Source organism: Parabacteroides sp. 52 (assembly GCF_010500925.1).
GTDB lineage: Bacteria > Bacteroidota > Bacteroidia > Bacteroidales > Tannerellaceae > QVMG01.
On sequence record NZ_QVMG01000030.1, the window covers coordinates 1,830 to 23,523 of the forward strand.

Below are 21,694 nucleotides of genomic sequence, written 5' to 3' on the forward strand. Positions count from 1 at the left end.
GGGCTAACAGTGCTACTACCTAATAAGGTTGTCTGATTGCTTTCGTAATATTTCAGTACAGTGGTCGTTCCCGAAGCTACCGCATCACCACTCACCAAAGTAGACAGGTCGATACTACCTGCCGGGCAGATGGCGGCATCTGTTACGGCAAAGGTTAATGATGGGTACACCATCACCTTGACAGGTACCTTGCCATAATCCGTACCATTGATAATGGCAGAGACATAGAAGGTTTGTTCACCTGTTTCAGTGGAGGTTGGCGTATAGGTATAACTATTTGTTGCAGAAACTTCAGTGGATAAACTGGCGTCGGAATACCATTTACCGGTGAAATTAGTCGTACTCATGCCCAAGGTAACCGATTCGTCAACGGATACCACATAAGGATCAGTGAGAGCCGTCAGGATAGCCACTTCTACATCGTCACTGCCTAAAGTGACTGCTCCACTCGTACAATCGGAATCAAAAGAGGCTGAAGATATATATTTTGCTTCTATCAGTTGAACTCCATCGGATGCTGAAACTGTATAAGTAATAGGTATCTCATACACAATTTCTTTATTGAATCCTTTGTCTCCATCCAGATTGATAGTAGACACCGGCAGGGCAAGGCGGATAACCCGACTGCCAGGAGTCGTTGTATCATCATTCTCGTCCACCGTAATAGAACCATTGATACCACTAATGGCCCCACTCGCAATCGTACCGACACCTTTCAGGTTTATCATAGCCGGCATCTCCAACTGAATATAATCCGTTGCATCGATAGCCGATAGTCCTACTGTCTTTTTGATAGTCACCTTCAGGGTCTTATCTGTCTGTCCTTCATTAAAGGCCAGGTTACCACCATCCACTTCCGCTGTTACATCGAAAGTATAACTTTTCAAATTGGCAGGCGTCAACGATTGTGAAAAACGGCCGAGGCTGGTATTTAGATTCTCTGCTTCAATCTCACCGTTAAAACGAATACCTGTTAGAATGGTATTACACATCGGTTTGAAGTCTGCCGTCAATGTGGCAATACGCTTCGCGTCTGTATCCGCAAGGTCGGAACTTAAATAACCCGGCATAATCACATCCGTTCCCAGAATATCTTTCAGGCTGAAAACAAAGGTTCTTTCCGCCAAAGGTCCAAACGTACTGTTGGTATTATCCGTGGTCAGAACTGTTTCCAGTGAAGACAGGTTATAAGCTGTACTTCCCGCATAATTTAAACTAAGCGTTCCCGGTATATACTCCTGCCCTTTAGGTATTTTTATCTCTATCTGCGGATTGCGAAGCATACCCGGACTAACGGTTCCGTCGATCGTAGCCGTTAATGTATAAGGGGTATTATAGGTTAATGCCGGATCGTCTACCGACAGACTACCGGTAACACGTGCTTCACCGGGGATAATCACCAAGCGGCGAAGGGCTCCCACATGGTCTGTATCCGTCGGATCGAGCGCCGATGCGGTCGGATCCTGGAAGGTAGCATCTCCAAAGTCCGAAACAGTATAGATAACGATCGTATCCTTTTCATTCTTACCGTCTGTGCGACCTAAGTAATTGAAATCGAATGTGTATTCTTTCACATTACCGGCTGCCAATCCCGTTGTCGTGATCTCCAACCAGCGGTTGCCGGCTCCCGAGCCATTGGTAATAGCTCCACCATCAACATTCGTTAGCTTCAGGTTATTTACATTCCCATCGACATACACCCAAACTCTGTCCAAAGCACCCTTAGGAGTACCTACCGACAAACGAGGGATATTCAAAGAAGAACCATATGAATAAAGTTGGTTAGTGCTTAATTGCAGGTCGGTGCTTAGGCCGTTGTAGTAGAAGCCCTTAGCACTAACAGATGTTTCTTCCGCTCCGGTTTGTAGGTTTTTCCATAAAATAGTAGCTTTAGCTTCACTTGAACCATAAGTGACACCTTTGGTGGCTTGGATATAGAATGTAACATACTGACTCCATGTATCATCCGATAAAGCCCAATCATCAAGACTTAAACTGTTTTCATTGCTATCAACATCCGTATTATAAAGTGATGCCATATCAAAAGTATAGGTATTGCCGTCTATTACTACTGTAGGCTCTTTAGTAGCTGGTCCTTGAGTATCAGATATAGCTCTGTTCACAACCATTTTTTGTCCATAAAGTTGATAACCATCGGGTAATTCCCATATTATAGATAAAGGATAATATATTCGACGAACCTCATTGATAAAATAAGGAGGTGCTAAAGAAGAAGCACCAGCGAAAATATAAGGTCTGAATTCCTTTTTCTCAGCATCCGTACTATTAAATTCCAATATCCCAGATGACATACTCATCCCATTACCAAAGGTATACACACCCATTAATCTATCTTGCGAATCTTTCCCTTTTCTCTCTGAAAGATTTGAAGAATCAAAAGGATCCAACGGGTTATTTGTGACAAAGCATCCCGATATAAGAGATCCTTGTTTAGCATTTTGAGACTTAGCCACAAAAGGCAAAGCAATATCTACCGTTTGTCCTCCAACCAATGTTCCATCTATCCGCACATAAAATGTATTGGCACTCGGTTGTTCCACTGTCACTATAGAAGAACCACTAACCGTTGCTTCAGTTGGCAGAAGTTCAATATTAGCACTGCTTATATCATTTGTTGTCACTGGCAGATATAAATGCGGATAAGATGCTCCATTAGCTATACGCACTTTCCAACGAAACTCTCCTTTGTCTCCAACCAAATATTTTGTCATATCCATCTCGCCATCTTTTGCATCTGCGGTAGGTGCATCCGGGATACGATTATTATCACTATCCTGTAACCCTCGTGTTTTACGGTATACAGAAAAATCTTCCAAGACAGCTCCATCCTCTTCACAAAGAAGAGTTACAGATTGAGTTACATGATATATTTTAGTAAGAATTTGTCCATTATAATCATAGTCCATCCAATAAGAGATCGTCCCTTCTTTATTGGATTCGGTGGATGGAAACCCATCTGCTTTATATTTGAAAGTAATAATATCATTGGCATTCCAAGTATTGGTTGTGTACACTTTATAAGGGGGATCAGCTGTCAGATCTGCCTCATTCTCTACGGCCGAATAAGTTTTATCACTACTGGTCCAAACAAAGGGATCACCCGATGAATTATCTAATTTTAACCAGGAAGGGAGTTTTACTGATACTTTCATTTTACTGGCACCTCTAACAAGAGGTATTTCCTGGATTATACTTGCACCCTGTCTAATAGAAAAACTAGCCGGCATTTTAGCAAAAGCAGAAATATCATTCCAATGAAGTCCTCCATTTGCTGTTTGATTGCCTGCCACACCAGCCCCATTAGTAGCTGTTACATAAATTTCACTAGATAAGAATTGATGAGTATAACTACTATTATAATAACCTACTACTGTATTATCATAAATCTCTCCATTGATTGTAGGAGCATAAAATGTGATTGTCTCGTTAACTCCTAATTTAATAGTTTTTGGAATACTAAAAGAAACAACTTTTGTTTTTCCTTCTACTGTCGATTTATAGGTACGACTTGGCGCACTCTCCACAATCGTCGTAGAAGTAATCCATTCAGAAGGCATTTTTATTAATGCTCCACTGCCTAACTGGTAATAGATCTCATTCACATCTTCAATATAGGTATATCCCCCTTGACTCCTTAATACAACCTTTATATTCCAGGCCTCCACTTCACCGGTATTCTCATAGACAAATTTAGTCCATGTCCGGGTAGAGCCATCTACTTTTACATCGGCACGGGCAATCACAGTTGTTTTATTATCTTCAACATAGGCTGAAGAAGTACGTGTCATATAAGGAAGTCCCACAATGGTTGGCGAACTCAATGTCACCACATGCCCATTCACCGTTGCACAATTCTTTGCCGACGGATATTGTACGGTAGGTGTTATCAAGTGGTTACCAAACATACTACTGGCACCTTCAAAACTCAATGTTTTTTCTGTGGAAGACAGATCAGTCAAGTTTAATGTATAAGTTTTTTTGTCTGCCGAGATGACCGGAGTAATTGAAGTTCCTCCATATACAAAGGTTTGCAAAGTCGTATATTCATCAACCACCAAATTGATTTTGAATGCCTTTGCATCTCCATTCATTGAGCTTAGCTTATAAGAAACCGGTTGGAAGGTGTCCGGAGTTGTATAAGGTACAGTCTTATTCGTTGTTGTCATCTGAATACTTGGTACCTGTGTTTGGAAAACTTCCGACTTTACGTCACCTACGGCCGTAGTAGTTCCCGACAGCGGTGTAACCACCAAACTACCGTTCGATACTACACCACAAAGCGCTTTCAGCTTTACCTTAAAATGCACGGTCGATCCCGCAGGCAATGTTCCCCCATTCGAGGTAACCCGAATCGTTGCTTTTCCATTCGCCACAGCCGGTGCGCTATAGGCTATCGCATTTTCCGACACAACGCCCGGACAACTCATATTGTCGGGAATTGTAATCGTGAATTGTGCATTCGACACCTCGGCCGAGGTAGTCATATATATTTCCAAAAGGCCCTCATCACCCTCCACGGTAAGAACACCAGGAGTCAATTTAGGATATCCCGACTCCCAATTCATCTGCGCCAGGAGCGATGCATTCGTTGCCAATAATGCCAACAGCATCATACACCAAAGCCGCCACCTCGAACTNTGTCCGGATAACGACTTTTTGTTTGTTTACGTAAGTCAATCTGTTTCATAAATTAATTGTATTATATAAGACTTTTTTGATTAGTTATTTTTAACAAATAAATGTTCTCTCCGTTTTTGTCTTTTTTTTCGGTTTTCGGCCTTTTTCGTTTGTTTTCGATTTTCCTTCATTTTTTCTCTTTTTAAATTAATAAACGGTTATCTCTTTCTTATTCAATTGTTTATACACGAATGATTCGTTCTGTCACTTATGAAGAGACGGAACACCCTGTTACGGGGAGTAAACGCACTCGTTTTTAAAGGATTAACTGTTTGCTTTTTCTTGTTTTTAAGACTTTGCAAATAATTCGAAAACAGTGTTTGAAAAAGGAGGATGTCTTTTTATTCAAAAAGAACATATAATAACCTTATTCAGAAAGAGATAGAAAAGTAAGTGTTTGAACAGAAAAAAATATCTATTTACAAACAAAATGTAAACAACTAAATAATAGGAAGTTATGAAAAACAGGCTTTGTGATGAGCAGCCGATAAGCTGTCATATGAATAAGTCAGAAATGCAGCCTTTGATAGAGGTTGTAAATCATCAGATAAACGATTGTTGGGAAGAGGTGCTTTTCCATACGGAATTGGTATTTGTACTTGAAGGAAACATGAATGTATCTTTTGATGCGTATAAGAATGAGAAAGTCTGTAATGGTAAGATCTTGTTATTGCCTTCCGGTTGCCATTTCCAGGCTAAAACAAAAGGAGGGGTTTCTTTTCTGGTGATGCGCCTTCAGGAAACCATTCGTTTTTGTGATACTTTTTCGATTGATAATCTACTCAAGGAGGAGATGGAAACGCATAAATTGCCATCGATGCCTATGCGCCCTGTCGTGCAGAAGTTCCTTTCCGGGTTGATTCTTTATATGGAAAACGGACTTCATTGTCAACAGTATATGGAACTGAAAATAAAAGAACTCTTTTTCCTGTTCCGCGCTTATTATGCAAAGAGGGAGTTGGCTCTTTTGTTTTATCCGGTGATAGGCGTAGGGGGGGAATTTGCCGACTTTGTATTGAAGAACTATATGCGGGTAAAGACCGTGAATGAATTCGCGACTCTTTGTACCTGCAGCCTGTCGAACTTCGACAAAAAGTTCAAGAAGGCCTTCGGCGTTTCCGCCTACCGATGGATGACCAAGAAGAAAGTGGAGCTGATCTTTCACGAGATACACTCCACCAACAAAACCTGCCGGCAGATTGCTGAAGAGCGTGGCTTTCAATCCCTGCCACAGTTTACGGACTACTGCAAAAAGCACCTGGGAGCCGCGCCGAGCAAAATACGAAACAAAGCCTTACAGGAGGGAGGGAGAACGGGTTAACGATTAGTGATGAGTGATTAGTGATTAGTGATTAGTGATTAGTGATGAACGATGGGTGAAGCGTGAAAGATTATAATTTACAATTTATAATTAACAATTAATGTTTAGTGACTGGCACTATCCTGGCTCCTCTTCTTGGAGAAGAAGAGGGGGACCGCCGGCGTAGGCGGGGGTGGAGCAGTTTGATGTATTATTGTATTGTATATCAATAGGTATATACATTTATAAAGAATTCAAACTGCCCCACCACTGCAAGCAGCGGTCCCCCCCCCCCTTTCTTATCCAAGAAGGGGAGCTAGGATAGCACCGGTCAATACAGTTGATATTTGGATCATTATCAGTTAGATAACTATACACTTACAGGTAACCATGTATGTACAGGAAAAGAGGCAGTAGACACAATTACCCTGGAGGGGTAACATGTGAATAACCGCGGGTTGTCAAACCCGTGGTATACAGTCAATAGATACCGTGAGCCCTGAAAGGGGTCAACTTTTAAAAAGCCCATTACTTTGCAGTGGAAACCTTATAAAATAAGGATGGAGATATGAATAAAAAAAAAGAAATGCAGAACCCCGACAGGGGTGATAAAATCTATATTTGCGACATTAAATAAAGATGCTCAAAGCGTTCGTTCCGTCTCTTCATAAGTGACAGAACGACAACTTCTCCCCCTCCGGATGGTTCACAAAGGTAACAAATTTCAAATTATTTCCTAATATAAGGCTTGAATTTCTTAATTCGATTAACAGTTAATGGTTAACGATTAGTGATTAACGATTAATGATTAACGATGGGTGAAGCGTGAAAGATTATAATTTACAATTTATAATTAACAATTAATCATTAGTGACTAGCACTATCCTGGCTCCTCTTCTTNAGTGGTGGAGCAGTTTGAATTCTTTATAAATGTATATACCTATTTTAGAGTAACTATTCATACCTGTTTCTTATTGCTTTTGCCAGAGATATCTATTTGATATACAATTTAATAATACATCAAACTGCTCCACCACCAGCTACGCCGGCGGTCCCCCTCTTCTTATCCAAGAAGAGGAACCAAGATAGTGCCAGTCACTAATCATTAATCGTTAATCACTAAGCACTCATCACTAACCACTTACCACCGCTTTTTCTTCACTTCTTATTCTTCGTTCTTCATTTTCTTCCAATTTCAACAAGGACTATTTTACTGCCCATAGCTATGAACAGTACTGTCGATAGCTATGGACAGTACTGTTGACAATTGTCAACAGTACTGCCGACGGTCGTCGACAGCAAAAAAGTATTGAAAAAAATAACGGCAAAGGGATGAAATAAAAAAATCCCTATTCCATTCGTAAGTCTCCTACAAGAATTACAAATAGAATAGGGATTATTGGTTGAATAGGGATCGTTGGATTATCAAAAAGTTATCTCGTCCTCAGCAGACTCCTTAACTCCTTTTGACTCCTTTGATTACTTTATAACCACCTTTTTCGTCGTCCGTTGTCCATCAGGGGCTGTGGCCTGCAGGATGTATACACCTGCCGGTTGATTAGCCGGCACATGAAGAAGCGGAGTACGCAGGCGCTCTGTGTAGACACGCTTACCGGACAGGTTATACATGTCAACGGTTCCACCTACATAGCTGCCTCCCAATTCATCACTTTCGACTGTGATGTAATTACTTCTTTCAACGATGGTCGGATATACGGAGACTTTCGTACTTACCGCATGCAGGGTACTGCCGTCGAACAGGAGGTGGTTACTTTCCCGGTAACTGCCATCTGCGCAATAAGCACGTACAAAGTAGGTGCCATCCAAGCCTTCCGGGTCTTCGTAATACTCGGAATTAGCATTGGCGACAATCTCGTTTCCGTTCTTGAACCATTGATAACGCACATATTCTTCGTTCAGATGACTCGTAGCCAACATATCTCCCCATTTCCGGTAGATCTGGATATGATCGAATACGATCGGACAGCTTTCCATATAACTGCCGTCGGCATAATAGGCACGTACCTTATAAGTTCCTGTCAAACCGTATTTCGGGTTCGTATAATAAACGGAACTGCCCCATTCGGTCAGGGCTTTGCCTTCGCGGTACCATTGGAAAGCGACAAAACGGCCATCGGTGTTTTGCACATACAAGACATCGTCCCATTTCATCAACACACTGAAACAGCCCGTCACCATCACCTTATCACTTTCCTCCCAGTCGCAATCGCCATAGACTTTGACAGAGTAAAGACCCTCTTTCTCCGGACTATACACCGTTTCATAAGTAGACGAGGTGGCCCCTTCGATCTCTTGATCGTTGTAATACCATTGATAACGCAGGTTACTTCCTTCTGCTTTGACAGAAAGCACAAAGCGTTCTCCTATCACCTGTTGGGTGATCGCCTCAGGCTGTTCGATGATCTCCACGCCCGCTTTGACAGTGACCGTGAACGGATACATATCATACGCAGCAGAGCCTTTTTTGTTTAACAGGATATAACCGGAGTAAGTTCCCGGCGTCACACCGGCAGGCACCTTGATCGCAATTACTCCCCCGGCGGGAAGTTCCGCATAGGTCCGTATATCTTCGAATCCGGCAGCCTTGGATCTTTCGGTAAAAGCCACTGCATACCGCAAGTCGGGACCGACATTGGAGAATTCATAAGCTACCGCAAAGTAAGCATCCGTACAACAGGCTTCGCTTTCCCAAGGTACAGGGATCGGACCCGGTTCCGGCACTACAGAAGGAAACTCCGGTTCGGGATCGACCGGATCAGGATCCGGAGGCGTTGTAACCGCTCGTATCCGCACCTCATGCATCACAATGGTCTCACAAGAGAAGCCGGACACATCGGTATTTCTTACCACATACCATACCTTGACGATACCCGGTTGTATACCGGTTAACACACCCTCCTGCGTAATCGAGGCCAGGTTAGAATCACTCACAGACCATTCACCCCCCGGTGTTGTATTGTATAAATCCATCGTCTCACCTACCTTTACTTCCGAAGGACCCTGAATAGGATCGACCTGGGGAGAAGGGATGACTTTCAGTTCGGCTTGCGGGCTAGAAATGATTCCAGACACACCCTCTGATTGAATATCTGTCAACGTATAGACACCCGGTTCGAGGTCTTTCAGTTCATACATATTGTAGTTTACCTCTTTGACACTCACCGAAACATGGGTCGAAGTAGCATCTCCCTCTTTCTTATAAGAAAGAATCCAGGGACCATCCCCTTCGAGACGAATCGGAAGACTGCCTTTGAATCCTTCACAAGCCAGATTGTCATTTATAAATCCGGCACCTAAGCCTTTCGTTTCGAAGGCACCCATATCGATAGCAGATCCGATAACACGTTTGTTACCGTTTAGGTCGTAAAGGATACCAGTCAACTCAGGATAAGTCTTATCTCCGGCATCTACGCCCGGGCTGATTGCCTTCAGCGAGTAGAAGTTCGGATGGAAGACAGGCGCATTGGCTACTACACCTTCGATATTACCGTTTTGATTTTGGGTGTATCCTTCTATTAAGCTATGAGTAGCCGTCACAGTCCCTGCGGGGTAAATATTATAGGGTCCAATGAATTTACTGCCTCTCCAGATAATTGTATTTTGAAGCTTAAGTGTACCTATATTATATAGGTTATTAGTATGCAACCCTACATTATTAGCAATTGTCACATTGGTTAAAACTGTTTTTCCGGTATTTAAAAAACCACTAAAATTGCCAGCAGCAGTATTCTCAGCAATCAAGACATTGGTAAATTCACTTACACCTTGACGGATATAAACAGTACCATTGTGTGCCGTAGATACATTTTTCAATATTTTCACATCAGTGACTTTTGTATTCACACCAGAAAGACTGTAAATTGCACTTCCATTCGTACTGGTATTACCAATAAAATGGCCCCTCTGCATAGTCAGAGTACTAGCATAATTTAAAATTCCACCACCACCGTATGTAGTACCTCCAGCTATATTCCTTTCAAATACAACATCGGTTAGATTGGCCGTTGAATTACTCAACAAATAGAGAGCTCCTCCAGAATCTTTCGCTTCATTTTGAGTAAAAGCAGCAGATTTAGTCTCTGTCCCAGTTACTTTAAATACGCTATTATTTGCATAAACAGCTCCTCCAGAACCATTCGTTTTATTTTGAGTAAAGACAACAGATGTATTTTCTGTCCCAGTTAGTTTACATGCGCTATTCTTTACATAAACAGCTCCCCCATGCTCTAACGATTCATTTTTCTCAAATTTGGCAACACCCTCTAAGTTCGTGTTCGCTTCTATGCTCATAGCTCCACCACTACGCTTTGCTTTATTTTCCTGGAAAAGGACATTGCCATTTTCTGCAATCTTTACCTCCCCGACAGCATAGAAAAGGATGGCACCACCCCAAAATCCTGCGGTATTCCCGATATATTTACCTCTCTTTATTCGCGCTTTTTTTGCGTTCATAAGGACGATAGCTCCCCCGTCTCCATCTGCTTTATTTCCGATAAAATCAGCCGCACATTCAAACGTACCAGTAGTAATAAAGAAAACAGCTCCTCCGGAACCATCTCTGCTTCCTCTTTTGCTTTCATTCGTTGTAAAAGTGACCCCTTTTTGAATAATAAGGTCCATGGGAAGGAGATCCTCAGGTTTACTCCCTGGGGAGACCAAAGCAATAGCACCTCCTCCATCTACGCTTATATTTCCTGCCTTATTACTCGTAAACTCTGATCCTTCTAAAATAGTAAGAGGAACAGCGTTTGAATAAATAGCACCTCCTCTACTTTGCGTACTATTGTTTTCGAACTTCCCTCTAAAAACAGCGGCGACACTCCGTCCTATCACTTTAGAATTAGCTGCATCATAAATGGCGATAGCCGCCCCTGATCCCACAGAGGTGTTTTCTGAAAAATGATTATCCAAAAACTCTCCAGCAATTGTACTTCCATTCTCTAATAATGTAATTGAAACAGCCCCTCCGGTACTTCGGGTATCTATTAATTTGCCACCTTCGTATACTTCATGTGTCTGGTTCTTATTAAAGGTACATCCGTTAATAGTTGCTGTCTGCTTTACATTTCCTTGATTTTTGAATTGGATTTTCAAAGAAACAGCTCCCCCATGTTCTAATGATTCATTTGAAATAAACTCACTGCCTGTTATTGTAAGAGGCCTGTCCGTATCTTTATACTCTTTCAGCCTTCCTTTTATAGCTCCTCCCTCTTTTTTCATTGCTTTATTTTCAATGAATACAGAGTTTCTAACAGTCAGTGTAGCTTCTGTGTAATAAATAGCACCCCCTCCCTGAAAGGTTCCTTTTGCTTCATTTTGAAAGAAATAGGCATCTTCAATAGTACATGTATTTTTCGTACATTTCTGACTATTAATGCAAATGGCACCCCCTATATCTCCGGCTATATTTTTAGAGAAGCCAACAGATGAGATATTCAATTCTGATCCGTCCTTTGTATTGTTAATGCCAATAGCTCCTCCATTATAATCGGTCGTATTACCGGCAAATTCAACACTATAAACATTGGGGGAAATTTTTTCTCCGTCAATGGTCAATGCGACATCTCCATCGACATAGATACCACCTCCGCCATAAGGGGCCTTATTGTTGGTGAATGTAGACTTTCCAGATATATGGAATTCGCCCTTACCACCATCAGGTACAAACCAACAAATCGCTCCGCCATAATAACTTTTATTATTCTCAAAACAACCTCCGGTCATCGTGAGCTTCCCATTTCCGTTCACACAAATAGAACCTCCATAATGCTGAGATATATTTTCGGAAAATAAAACATTATCAGAAATTGTCAGATCTACATTGCCTGCAATATAAATAGCTCCACCCTGACCAGAGCCAGTAGTCGAATTTTTTATAAATTTTGTGTTTCCGGATATATTTAATTGAGCCTTGGAGTCTTTCATAGAAGTAGTCCAATAAATAGCACCTCCTCCGGTTTTAGCTTTCAGACTTTCTTCAAAAGTACAATCTATAATATTTATAACCTTATTTCCTTTCGAATGAAGAGCTCCACCATACTCTGCATAATAATATCCAGTATTATTTGTATCAAAAGTCACATGGACAAAAGTGAGAGTCATTCCTTCTGAGGAATCATAAATCGAACCACCCTTTTCACTAGCACTTGTGGAATTGAATGAACCTGTACCTACTAAGGTAAGTCCTTCCATACGCAGTTCACTTCCTTGGGAAAACGTTCCGGTAATATCAAAAACGCGATTATAAGAACCGGCTGTTATTGTAACCGCTTTTTTCCCATCAATTGTCAGAGGTTTGTCTATTGTGATCTCAGTATTCAATGTGATAGCCGTTATACCGGAATCAAAGGTTATGGTCTCTCCGGCTGTAGCATCTATAATAGCTTGCCTAAGAGAACCCGCTCCACTGTCATTGTTATTCGTGACCACCTGGTCTGCTTTCACCCACCCGGACATACCGATAGACAACAAGCAAACAAACAATACAATACGTATATTTCGTCTCATATTTTAATACTGTTCATATTGTTTTTTCTATTATTCTTCTCTCTTTTGTTTTCCACCCATCTTAAACTTCAGGGCAATCTTGGCTCCGAAAGAAATCGGGCGGATCTTGCCTGTCACATTGGAATTAAGCATCCCATTGTAGCGGATACCTGTCCCAATCTGATTATCTGCAGCGGGATGATATACGGAAGGAGCGGTAAACAATCCTTGTTTGTCGTTCTTCTTCATATCCGTCAATCCGTAATCAATATAACCACCTATCAATAGGTCGGTACTTCTATCCAAAGAGAATAGAACACCCAACTCTGCCGTGGCGGCTACACCCATTTTCAGTTTGGCTTTGTCGTCCCAATGAAGTGTACTGTTCGGATCCGTAATCGTGCCATAACCGTGTTGCGGCACAGGAGGATTGGCCGGTGATCCCATATCTGTCGGGATACCGTCATAGAGTCCCGATACATTGAATTCACTCTTTGCACCGTTTTTGATCTTAAATTGGGAAGAGACAGGCAGTTGCAGCTTGGCTCCTAAACCTCCATAAATACCCCAGCAAGAGCTTTGCTCCCTAAAGTAGGTATGATAAGACAACATCAAAGGAATTTCGACGAAATAAGTCGTTTGTTTCTCCTCCAGGTTGGTGATGCGCGTACGCATATGAAAATCTTTAGGAGCAGAAGGTTGCCAATCGTTATCGGTCAACTTTCCTAAATCATAGAAGGTTTCTTCCTTCATACTGCCTTTTAACTTGCCGGTAGTACCATAATAGGATACGCCGACTCCGGAGGTTACCCCCCAATGCGGATGAAAGAAGTAGCTGTACTTCACATCGATTCCATAACCCAGTTCCCCTTTACGGGTTCCTTTTTCTCCTAAGCTGTTCAGCTTATAATTCAGGGTAGAACTACCCACTGCGGCAGACACTGTTAGATAAGAACCTTTGAAATAATCGGCTGAATCTCTTTCTTCTTGTCTGTAATCTAATTGTTGTTGGCGACCTTGCGCACTCAATGTAGCTCCTCCTAAAATCAAAAGGCTACACAACACATAAATACTTCTCATGCAATACTTTAATTACGTTTACTTTACTTCTTACTCACACATCCAGCTTCTATCACTAGATGCAAAACATTCTCTAAAAGTGGCGTTTTTGTGAAATTTCGAAGACAAAAGTACAACCTTTTTCTTTTTAGAACAAAAGAAATTACATTTTTTATATTAGCTCACGCATTAATATTCAAAGGATTTCTCTAATCTTCCTCTCCACTGCAGTGGCCTGTGCCTGCATACCCAAATCGGAAGGATGAATATAATCGACCCAACCGTCTGCAGGTATATTCAACTCTTCCCGGGTGAGGTAATACAGCTTATCCGTATTTTCCGATAACAATATTCCATAGGCTTTGCGGGATGCCTTGTTACATTTCTCATAATTAAGTAATCGCGTCGTATCGGTTGCTGCATTGCTATACCCTATATGCTCTACCAGAAGAATAGGAGCCTTCTGTTTCTTTCGTAATTGCCGAACGGCTTCGACTATGAGTTGGCAGATCTCACTTTCTTCTCTCCCTCCTAAATTGGGAAGACAATCCAAAATATAAAGGCGGGCATCTACTTCTCCAATCAGATCCAGGAGTTCTTTTTCCAATCGTCCATTACCGGAAAAACCTAAGTTTATTAACGGATAGTCTAGTTTACGTTGCACGATATTGGCCCAAGACATTCCCGGTCGAGAAGCACAGGCGCCATGAGCAATAGAGGTACCATATAATACTATCGGTTTTTCAGGGGATAAAGGAATAAAAGTCAGCTCACTCGTTTGCGGCACACCGATCTCTAACCAACTAACGCTATTGAAAAGCGGAAGGGAAAGGCGGTATTCAAATCCTTCCTCAGGGCATTTCTCCTTCCCTATAAGGTTATAATGATATTGGATAGTATCATTAAAAGCGTAGTTGCCAAAGCAAAAGTTCCATTTCCCATCACTGTCAATTGCATATAAATCGACACCGGAAACACCCGTTGCCGGCATATGCGGCATACTGTATGCTCCTGTTACCCCATAACGGACAGACAGTTGAGGCGCGTTACTATAAAACCGGATAGAAAGGCCGGATGAATGACGGGAAAGATTCCATACGGCCTCTCTGACAACGGATTGAGCCCGTTGCGGAAGACGTACATAACTATGACCTATCTCTTCAGTCCATCCTTGATTTTGAATGACTGGAAATTCAGCATTGAGTGGATTGAACCATTTGTATTGCGCATGTACCGGAAGGATGTGCAGGATACAGATAAAAAGAAACAGACTGATCGTTTTTTTCATGAGAGAGAAGTTTTTTTAGATTTAGACGCGTAAATATAGTAAAAAGGCGAGCGTAATGCGAAAGAAAAATTTATTTTCCATGAAAAGAAACGGACTGTATCCTTTGTTCTGCAAATAGAATAAAAAAAGAGACAGACCTCAAAAGATCTGCCTCAAACACACAAGCAAACAAGAATTTTATTTTTTTCTTGCAATTTTTAATTCCAATACAAAAGCAATGATAAGAGCAATACCTCCAAAAAGAAGAACAGATGCCCCGTAAACGACACCGGCTATCTCACGAAAACGCCATTTATCAATATTCTCTACATAATCTGCCGAATTTGAATTAATAAGAAACCCTACCAAAAGCCCCAAACCAATACCTGCCATCAGGCATCCACCTTTCAAAGCACTGAAAGAAAAGTTGCGTACATAATGGGGAAGCCTCAGTTTTCCTTCAAAGGCTGAAATATCCAGCTTGTCTCCTATCTTTTCTATAATGGCCAAACGTTCTTTACGACGCGCAAACAATTCGAACAAACCATATATCCCAATACAGACAATTCCTACAACAACCGGAATAGTAATAAAATCCATCATAATGTGTACAATTTAATGATTACTAATTTTGTTTGCCTATTTGACGCAATAATAGACAGTAGGTTACACATAGGTAAAAGAAAAATATTTTTTTTATTTTTGTATCAGGAAGTTGTAACCTATTCACCGGCATTGCGTCATACTATACAAATGGAATTGTACAGTGACATATATTATGTGCAAAGGATACAAGCGGGGGATACGGAATGCTTCGCATGTTTACTTGACCGGTATAGTGCACAGGTACATTCGTTAATCGTAAAAGTGGTGCGCAACCGCGAAGACGCAGAAGAACTGGCACAGGACGTCTTCATGAAGGTATTCAAAAAGCTCTCTTCCTTCAAAGGAGATAGTAGTTTTTCCACCTGGATATACCGGATTGCGTATAATACGGCCATATCGGAAACCCGCAAGAAAAAGCAGGAGTTTTTGGCTATTGAAGAGACACAGGTCAGTAATGTATCGGAAGAAGAGGTGGCTGATGCCTTGGGACAGATTGATAATTCGGAACAGATACTTCGACTGGAAGTTGCATTAAACCGCTTATCGGAAAAGGAACGTTTCCTTATTCTGTTATTCTATATGCAGGAGAAAACAATAGAAGAGGTGGCTATTATCACCGGATTATCGGCCGCAAACGTGAAAACAAAATTGCATCGCATCCGGAAGAGATTATTTTTTTTATTAAAAGAGATGGAGGATACATCCGTATGAATAGGGAAAAAGACATACTAAAGAATCTGTTTAAGCAATTGCCGGAAGAGCAGTTGCCCGTAGATTTCCGCACCAACCTCATGCAGCAGGTCTTGGCAGAGTCTGCCCGTGTAAAAAAACAAAATGAATACGGAGGGCTGATTGCTGTAATTCTTGCTTCCCTGGCCATTCTGGCATTAGCCACAGTTGCTTTCCTCTATATGAAGATCCCCCAAATAACAATCGATTGGTCCTCCCTGACGATTCCTTCTTTCTACTTTTTCATAGGAGCATTGGCCTTTATCTTATTAGTAGGAGATTATCTGATGCGAAAAAAATACAGAGAAAGACATAAGGAGGAGTGAGGGTATAAAATCGGATCACGAATCCGTCACGCACAAATAAAAAAAAGACTCACAATCTCTTGTAAGTCTCTGATAATTATCCGTCGGGATGACAGGATTTGAACCTGCGACCACACGCCCCCCAGAAGCATGCTATTTATTTGTATTATTTTATATCTAATTGTAATACAGACATATAATCGTTTATGATCTCTTTGCGGTTTACTCTTATATGGCTTGTTTTGTATCTATTTTCCTTGAAAACGTCAGTAGTTTTTTGCATATTAATTATCTGATATTTTGTTGTTTATATTCTGATTTTATTCCCTATTTTTGCAAAACGTCAGTAATTCCAGAGAATATGAAATATGTATCGTTTAAGATGTGGGTCGCCGATAAGTACAAATATAAGGAAGGATATGCCATCTGGTTAGTCGTACGCAAGGAGAACAAAAGAAAAGTTATGGCTCTTGGCATATATGCTGAAGCTCACCAGTGGGATAACAAAACGGAAAGATTTATCACTGACAAGAGGGTTATGAGTTTACATCCGGACCGGGTATTTCTAAATGACTGGATAACCCAGAAGAAAGCCGAAATACTAAAGATACTTTCAACCTTTGAACAAAATAAAATAGACTGGACTCCTAACCAATTTGAAAGAGAATTCTTCCATTACTCAAGCAAAGGTAATGTCAAAGACTATTTTGATTCTCTAATTACAACCCTCAAAGACACTAATCACTTTGGCAATGCAGCCTGCTATGCGAGGACGATGCATCTTCTTGAATTATTTGATAATAAGTTTGCAACAAGGCTCTTCCCGGAGATAGATATTAAATATGTGAAAGCATTTGATGTCTTTCTCCAAAAGAGAGGTTGTGCAGGGAATACACGTAAATATTATTTCAAAGCCCTTAGAGCTTGCTTAAACAAGGCAATACAAGACAAGGAAGCGTCTGAAAGCACATATCCTTTTGGCAAAGGAGGCTTCAATATATCATCATTGGAAGAGGAAACTGCCAAGCGCTACTTGCCCATCGATTATTTGGAAAAGCTGAAAACGACAGAAATGAAGAGCTCTACGCATGAAATGACTCGTCGCTTGTTTCTTTTCACTTACTATTGCTATGGGATCTCGTTTATGGATGCCGCTTTACTGACTAAAGATAATATAGTACGATACAACGGTGGAACTTACCTTGTCTATAAACGTCATAAAACTAAAGATGCAAAAAAGGTAAAACCCATTCAAATAAAAATAACTGATACCATACAAGGATTATTTGACTGGTTTATGTCTAATACTGTTCTAATTGGAGACTATCTGCTTCCCATCATTTCAAAGGAAGGCTATAAGGGTGAACAGTTATACAATCATATCCGGAGTAGATTTAGCCGCAACAACAAGAATCTTAAAAACTTGGCTACTGCTTTAGGTATTACAGATATAAAACTAACCAGCTACGTGAGCCGCCATACCATGGCGATGACCCTTCAGGATAATCAGATTCCAAGAGAAGTTATCTCTCAGATATTGGGGCATAGTGATCTTGCCACTACCAACACCTATTTAGATAGCTTTGCAACGAGCGTGATTGATGAAGCTGCAAAGGTGTTGTGATGTGATTAGAAATGCTTAAATTGCCAAACATTTATACAAGTAACAGATAATGGAATTTTCGCAAAACAAAATAACTAAAGATTATACAGCCCTTCTTGCTGAAATAAAGCAACAGGTAAAACACTCTCAACTGAAAGCTATTGTTTCAGCTAATGCTCAAATGCTCTATATGTATTGGTACATAGGGAATGGCATATTGACAATGCAACAACAACAAGGTTGGGGTACAAAGGTTATTGAGCAGTTGGCAAAAGACCTGAAGGCGGAACTCCCAGAGCAAAAAGGTTTCTCTGTGCGGAATTTGAAGTATATGAGAAAGTTTGCCCAAGAATATTCTGCCGAATTCATGCAGCAGCTTGCAGCACAAAACCAATATAACCAGCAAGATATAATTGTGCAGACAGTGTCTGCACAATTTGAATCCTTATTTGTGCAGACACCTCTTGCACAAATAAGCTGGTCACATCATATTGCGTTGATGGATAAAGTCAAAGAAATAGAAGAAAGATTGTGGTATATCAGGTCAAGCATACAGGATGGATGGAGTTTGAGCGTTCTGGAAATGCAAATAGAGACAGGGTTATACAAGCGGCAGGTAGAAGCGAAAAAGATCACAAATTTCAAAGCAACTCTCCCGACTACTCAATCAGACTTTGCCGAACAAATACTTAAAGATCCCTATATCTTCGACTTTGTTACCATTAAAGGCAAAATGGATGAAAGAAACATCGAAGACCAGCTTTGTACTCACATCACAAAGTTTTTACTGGAGTTAGGACAAGGTTTTTCCTTTATAGGAAGGCAGTATCATATAAATGTTGGCGACCAAGATTTTTATATAGATCTACTATTCTATCACATCCGGCTAAGGTGTTATGTAGTTATTGAGTTGAAAGCTGTCGCATTTACGCCGGCACAAACAGGTCAATTAAACTTTTACATCAACGCAGTCGATAAAACCTTAAAGACAGAGTCTGATCACCCGACAATAGGTTTGTTATTGTGTAAATCAAAGAATGAGGTGGTTGCCGAATATGCTTTAGGCGGTATTAATACTCCTATGGGTGTGGCTGACTTTACATTGTCTAAGGCTATTCCAGAAGAGTTGAAATCAACTCTGCCAAGTATTGAGGATTTAGAAAAAGAACTTGAAGATATATAACCAATGCCTCGCCGCAAGAAGATAACCATAAAAGCAAAGGATACCGCTATCTTTGGGCAACTCATTGAAGAATTGTCTAAAGACCCGGAGCTGGCGGCTGACTATGATATGGACTCTATCGAGATCACTATCACAAAAAAATACCAACCCTATATACAGGATGTAGACAAAGCCATATCTAACCTTCAACACTACTATGCTGCCAATGGGAATTTTATAGAGAGATTTAATGGCAAGCCTATTATTTCCAAATACCTTTTAGCCAAAATGATGAAAGTTTCACGTCCCACCGTAGACCAATGGATAGAAAAGGGATTTATCTCTCAGTATGTTATACCTGGCATAAATATAACCAGCTTTGATTTGGACGATGTTATCGAGCAGCTTCGCAAACAAAAACAATAAAAAATTAAATTCTTTTTTTGACTTTACACAGCGGTGACAAATACGGACTACTGGGGACTTCTAAACCTTTTTCTCTTTTATATAGCCACTTATGTCCTACCTATGGCGCTTTTATCTCCACTTATTACACCGTTTGTCCTACCTATGTAAACTGATTCTCAGTTTTATAACTATTTGTATCTGCCTTTTCTTTGTCGCACTGATCAGTTAATAATGCTATGACGATAGCAAGGTATTAACAAATAAAACAATGTGTTATGAAGAATATTATTGTAACAACGTCCGAGGAATTAAGGGCGATCATCAGCGAAGAGGTATCAAAAGCGTTTCCGGTAGCAACTACATCTAAAGAACTACCTGATACAATAACGCTGGATACTGCAGTTCAAGTGCTTGAAGAGTATGGGTTCCCTACTTCAAAGGCGAAAATCTATAAACTTACATCTGCCGGCACCATGCCTTTCCGCAAGTATGGAAATAAGCTCATATTCTCTCGAATAGAACTATTGGACTGGGCAGAGCAACAGGTTAAATCTCCTCATGATCCATCTAATGTTATCGAGAGTATAAACAGAAATGTAATGCGCAAAAGACAAGGAGGGCTCTGACCATGAAAGAAAAAGAAAGCGCAGCAGAAAAGTTTCTAAGGGTTGGCACCACATTGTACAAAACCGTACATCGACCTCTTATCAGTGGCGATTATATAGAAGAAAAGATTCCATGGAGTTATGAAACGCTTCGGCAAGACTATGGTAAGAACAACCTACCGGAGATAGATAAGTATGATGGCTTCTGTATTATTCCCGACCATATCGACTATAAACAGGTACATGGGAAATACCTGAACCAATACGAGCCCATCAATCATGTCCCAGTCGAAGGAGACTTCCCGTATATCCGTTCATTCCTAACACATATATTCGGAGAACAACTGGAACTCGGCTTGGATTATCTGCAGATTCTCTACATGAAACCCACTCAAATGCTTCCTATCCTATTACTGGTATCCAACGAACGGAATACCGGCAAGACAACATTCCTTCGTTTCTTAAAAATGATCTTCGGGAAGAACGCCACCTTTAATTCAAATGAGGATTTCCGTAGTCAGTTTAACGCAGACTGGGCGCACAGGTTATTAGTCTTGGTGGATGAACTTCTATTGAACAAGATGGAAGACACCGAAAAGATAAAGAACCTATCAACAGCAGGCGACTATAAGATCGAAGCCAAAGGAAAAGACCGGAAAGAGATAGAGTTCTTTGCCAAATTTGTCCTTTGCTCTAACAATGAGAAGAATCCGATTATCATACCAAAGGAAGAGGTAAGGTTCTGGGTACGCAAGATAAATCCAATAGAAAAGGATAATATTTACCTAAGAAGCTTTATGATGAAAGAGATTCCTTGCTTTCTTCACTTTTTACTAAATAGGGAGCTATCCACAAAGAATGAATCCCGTATGTGGTTTAATCCTGCTCTATTGGAAACATCGGCTCTTCTCAAAATCAAGAAATATAATACCAATAAGATTGAAGCAGAGATAGCCGCTTATTGCTCGGATGTAATGGATAAGCTTGGAGAGGACAAGATGTTTTGTTGTCCTAAAGACTTTATGGATACTATTCGTGATGCCGGTCTTAAAGCTGACATAACTCAAATACGAAACATCCTTAAGGATGGCTGGGGACTTCGATCTGATAAAAACAGTGATTATACTTTCTATTACATAGGAATAGAAGGAAATCTCATTCCTATGAAAAGAAAAGGAAGGTACTTGGAAATAAAGCGAGGGCTTATTGATGAAATTCTGTTGTAATGTGTTACTCTATCATTTAAACCAATGATAATCAAAGTGTATACTATTCCAACAACAACACAACAAACGCACAACAAAATAATCGTTGTTGTGAACAGCCTGCAACGGCATTTTGGTTTGTTGTGAATTTGTTGGACGAGTAATAATCTACACAACAGATATTTATTGGAAAATCCTCTCCTCGTTGACCCCTGTTCGCCAATCAAAACTGATCCTCTC

At 40.7% G+C, this 21,694-nt stretch carries 12 protein-coding genes and 1 pseudogene; 8 read left to right on the forward strand and 5 right to left on the reverse strand.

The annotated features are described in order from the left end of the window. A partial coding sequence (locus D0T51_RS11625; RefSeq protein WP_163729489.1) for a hypothetical protein occupies positions 1-4,634 on the reverse strand: 4,634 nt, incomplete at its 3' end. A gap of 521 nt (positions 4,635-5,155) precedes the next feature. Here D0T51_RS11625 and D0T51_RS11630 point away from each other — a divergent pair. Then, positions 5,156-6,019, forward strand: coding sequence for an AraC family transcriptional regulator (locus D0T51_RS11630; protein ID WP_163729490.1), 864 nt, complete (start codon positions 5,156-5,158; stop codon positions 6,017-6,019). Between the two features lie 1,458 nt (positions 6,020-7,477). Here the strand turns inward: D0T51_RS11630 and D0T51_RS11635 are convergent. From D0T51_RS11635 to D0T51_RS11650, 4 genes and pseudogenes are all read right to left on the reverse strand, one after another. Continuing rightward, on the reverse strand, positions 7,478-12,526 hold the full coding sequence (locus D0T51_RS11635; protein WP_163729491.1) for a T9SS type A sorting domain-containing protein: 5,049 nt from the start codon (positions 12,524-12,526) through the stop codon (positions 7,478-7,480). Positions 12,527-12,556: 30 nt separating this feature from the next. Beyond that, entirely contained in the window at positions 12,557-13,585 is a 1,029-nt protein-coding gene (locus D0T51_RS11640; RefSeq protein ID WP_163729492.1) for an outer membrane beta-barrel protein, read from the reverse strand. A 178-nt stretch (positions 13,586-13,763) separates the two neighbouring features. After that, positions 13,764-14,852 (reverse strand): annotated as a pseudogene (locus D0T51_RS11645) (SGNH/GDSL hydrolase family protein); the annotation flags it as partial. A 177-nt stretch (positions 14,853-15,029) separates the two neighbouring features. Continuing rightward, positions 15,030-15,434 carry a DUF6249 domain-containing protein gene (locus D0T51_RS11650; RefSeq protein WP_163729495.1) on the reverse strand — a complete coding sequence of 135 codons (405 nt, stop codon included), beginning with the start codon at positions 15,432-15,434 and terminating at the stop codon, positions 15,030-15,032. A gap of 150 nt (positions 15,435-15,584) precedes the next feature. Between D0T51_RS11650 and D0T51_RS11655 the strand changes: the two genes are divergently transcribed. The 7 genes from D0T51_RS11655 (at position 15,585) to D0T51_RS11685 (ending at position 21,475) form a co-directional block, all read left to right on the forward strand. Further along, positions 15,585-16,148 (forward strand): RNA polymerase sigma factor, encoded by a 564-nt coding sequence (locus tag D0T51_RS11655; protein ID WP_163729497.1) that lies wholly within the window; start codon positions 15,585-15,587, stop codon positions 16,146-16,148. Continuing rightward, entirely contained in the window at positions 16,145-16,492 is a 348-nt protein-coding gene (locus D0T51_RS11660) for a hypothetical protein (protein WP_163729499.1), read from the forward strand. Before D0T51_RS11655 ends, D0T51_RS11660 begins: the two co-directional genes overlap by 4 nt. A gap of 340 nt (positions 16,493-16,832) precedes the next feature. Further along, positions 16,833-18,095 carry a site-specific integrase gene (locus tag D0T51_RS11665; protein WP_163729500.1) on the forward strand — a complete coding sequence of 421 codons (1,263 nt, stop codon included), beginning with the start codon at positions 16,833-16,835 and terminating at the stop codon, positions 18,093-18,095. Between the two features lie 49 nt (positions 18,096-18,144). Beyond that, entirely contained in the window at positions 18,145-19,257 is a 1,113-nt protein-coding gene (locus tag D0T51_RS11670) for a YhcG family protein (RefSeq protein WP_163729503.1), read from the forward strand. A 3-nt stretch (positions 19,258-19,260) separates the two neighbouring features. Further along, entirely contained in the window at positions 19,261-19,662 is a 402-nt protein-coding gene (locus D0T51_RS11675; protein ID WP_163729505.1) for a hypothetical protein, read from the forward strand. Between the two features lie 257 nt (positions 19,663-19,919). Beyond that, positions 19,920-20,270 carry a helix-turn-helix domain-containing protein gene (locus tag D0T51_RS11680; protein ID WP_163729506.1) on the forward strand — a complete coding sequence of 117 codons (351 nt, stop codon included), beginning with the start codon at positions 19,920-19,922 and terminating at the stop codon, positions 20,268-20,270. Positions 20,271-20,272: 2 nt separating this feature from the next. Further along, positions 20,273-21,475, forward strand: a complete 1,203-nt coding sequence (locus tag D0T51_RS11685; RefSeq protein ID WP_163729508.1) for a primase-helicase family protein — start codon at positions 20,273-20,275, stop codon at positions 21,473-21,475. The last annotated feature ends 219 nt before the right edge of the window (positions 21,476-21,694 follow it).

Bases quoted from the DNA above. Each gene is read 5' to 3' on its own strand.
- D0T51_RS11675 (WP_163729505.1), top strand. From the start codon at position 19,261: ATGCCTCGCCGCAAGAAGATAACCATAAAAGCAAAGGATACCGCTATC.
- D0T51_RS11650 (WP_163729495.1), bottom strand. From the start codon at position 15,434: ATGATGGATTTTATTACTATTCCGGTTGTTGTAGGAATTGTCTGTATT.
- D0T51_RS11655 (WP_163729497.1), top strand. From the start codon at position 15,585: ATGGAATTGTACAGTGACATATATTATGTGCAAAGGATACAAGCGGGG.
- D0T51_RS11640 (WP_163729492.1), bottom strand. From the start codon at position 13,585: ATGAGAAGTATTTATGTGTTGTGTAGCCTTTTGATTTTAGGAGGAGCT.
- D0T51_RS11680 (WP_163729506.1), top strand. From the start codon at position 19,920: ATGAAGAATATTATTGTAACAACGTCCGAGGAATTAAGGGCGATCATC.
- D0T51_RS11665 (WP_163729500.1), top strand. From the start codon at position 16,833: ATGAAATATGTATCGTTTAAGATGTGGGTCGCCGATAAGTACAAATAT.
- D0T51_RS11670 (WP_163729503.1), top strand. From the start codon at position 18,145: ATGGAATTTTCGCAAAACAAAATAACTAAAGATTATACAGCCCTTCTT.
- D0T51_RS11685 (WP_163729508.1), top strand. From the start codon at position 20,273: ATGAAAGAAAAAGAAAGCGCAGCAGAAAAGTTTCTAAGGGTTGGCACC.
- D0T51_RS11660 (WP_163729499.1), top strand. From the start codon at position 16,145: ATGAATAGGGAAAAAGACATACTAAAGAATCTGTTTAAGCAATTGCCG.
- D0T51_RS11635 (WP_163729491.1), bottom strand. From the start codon at position 12,526: ATGAGACGAAATATACGTATTGTATTGTTTGTTTGCTTGTTGTCTATC.
- D0T51_RS11630 (WP_163729490.1), top strand. From the start codon at position 5,156: ATGAAAAACAGGCTTTGTGATGAGCAGCCGATAAGCTGTCATATGAAT.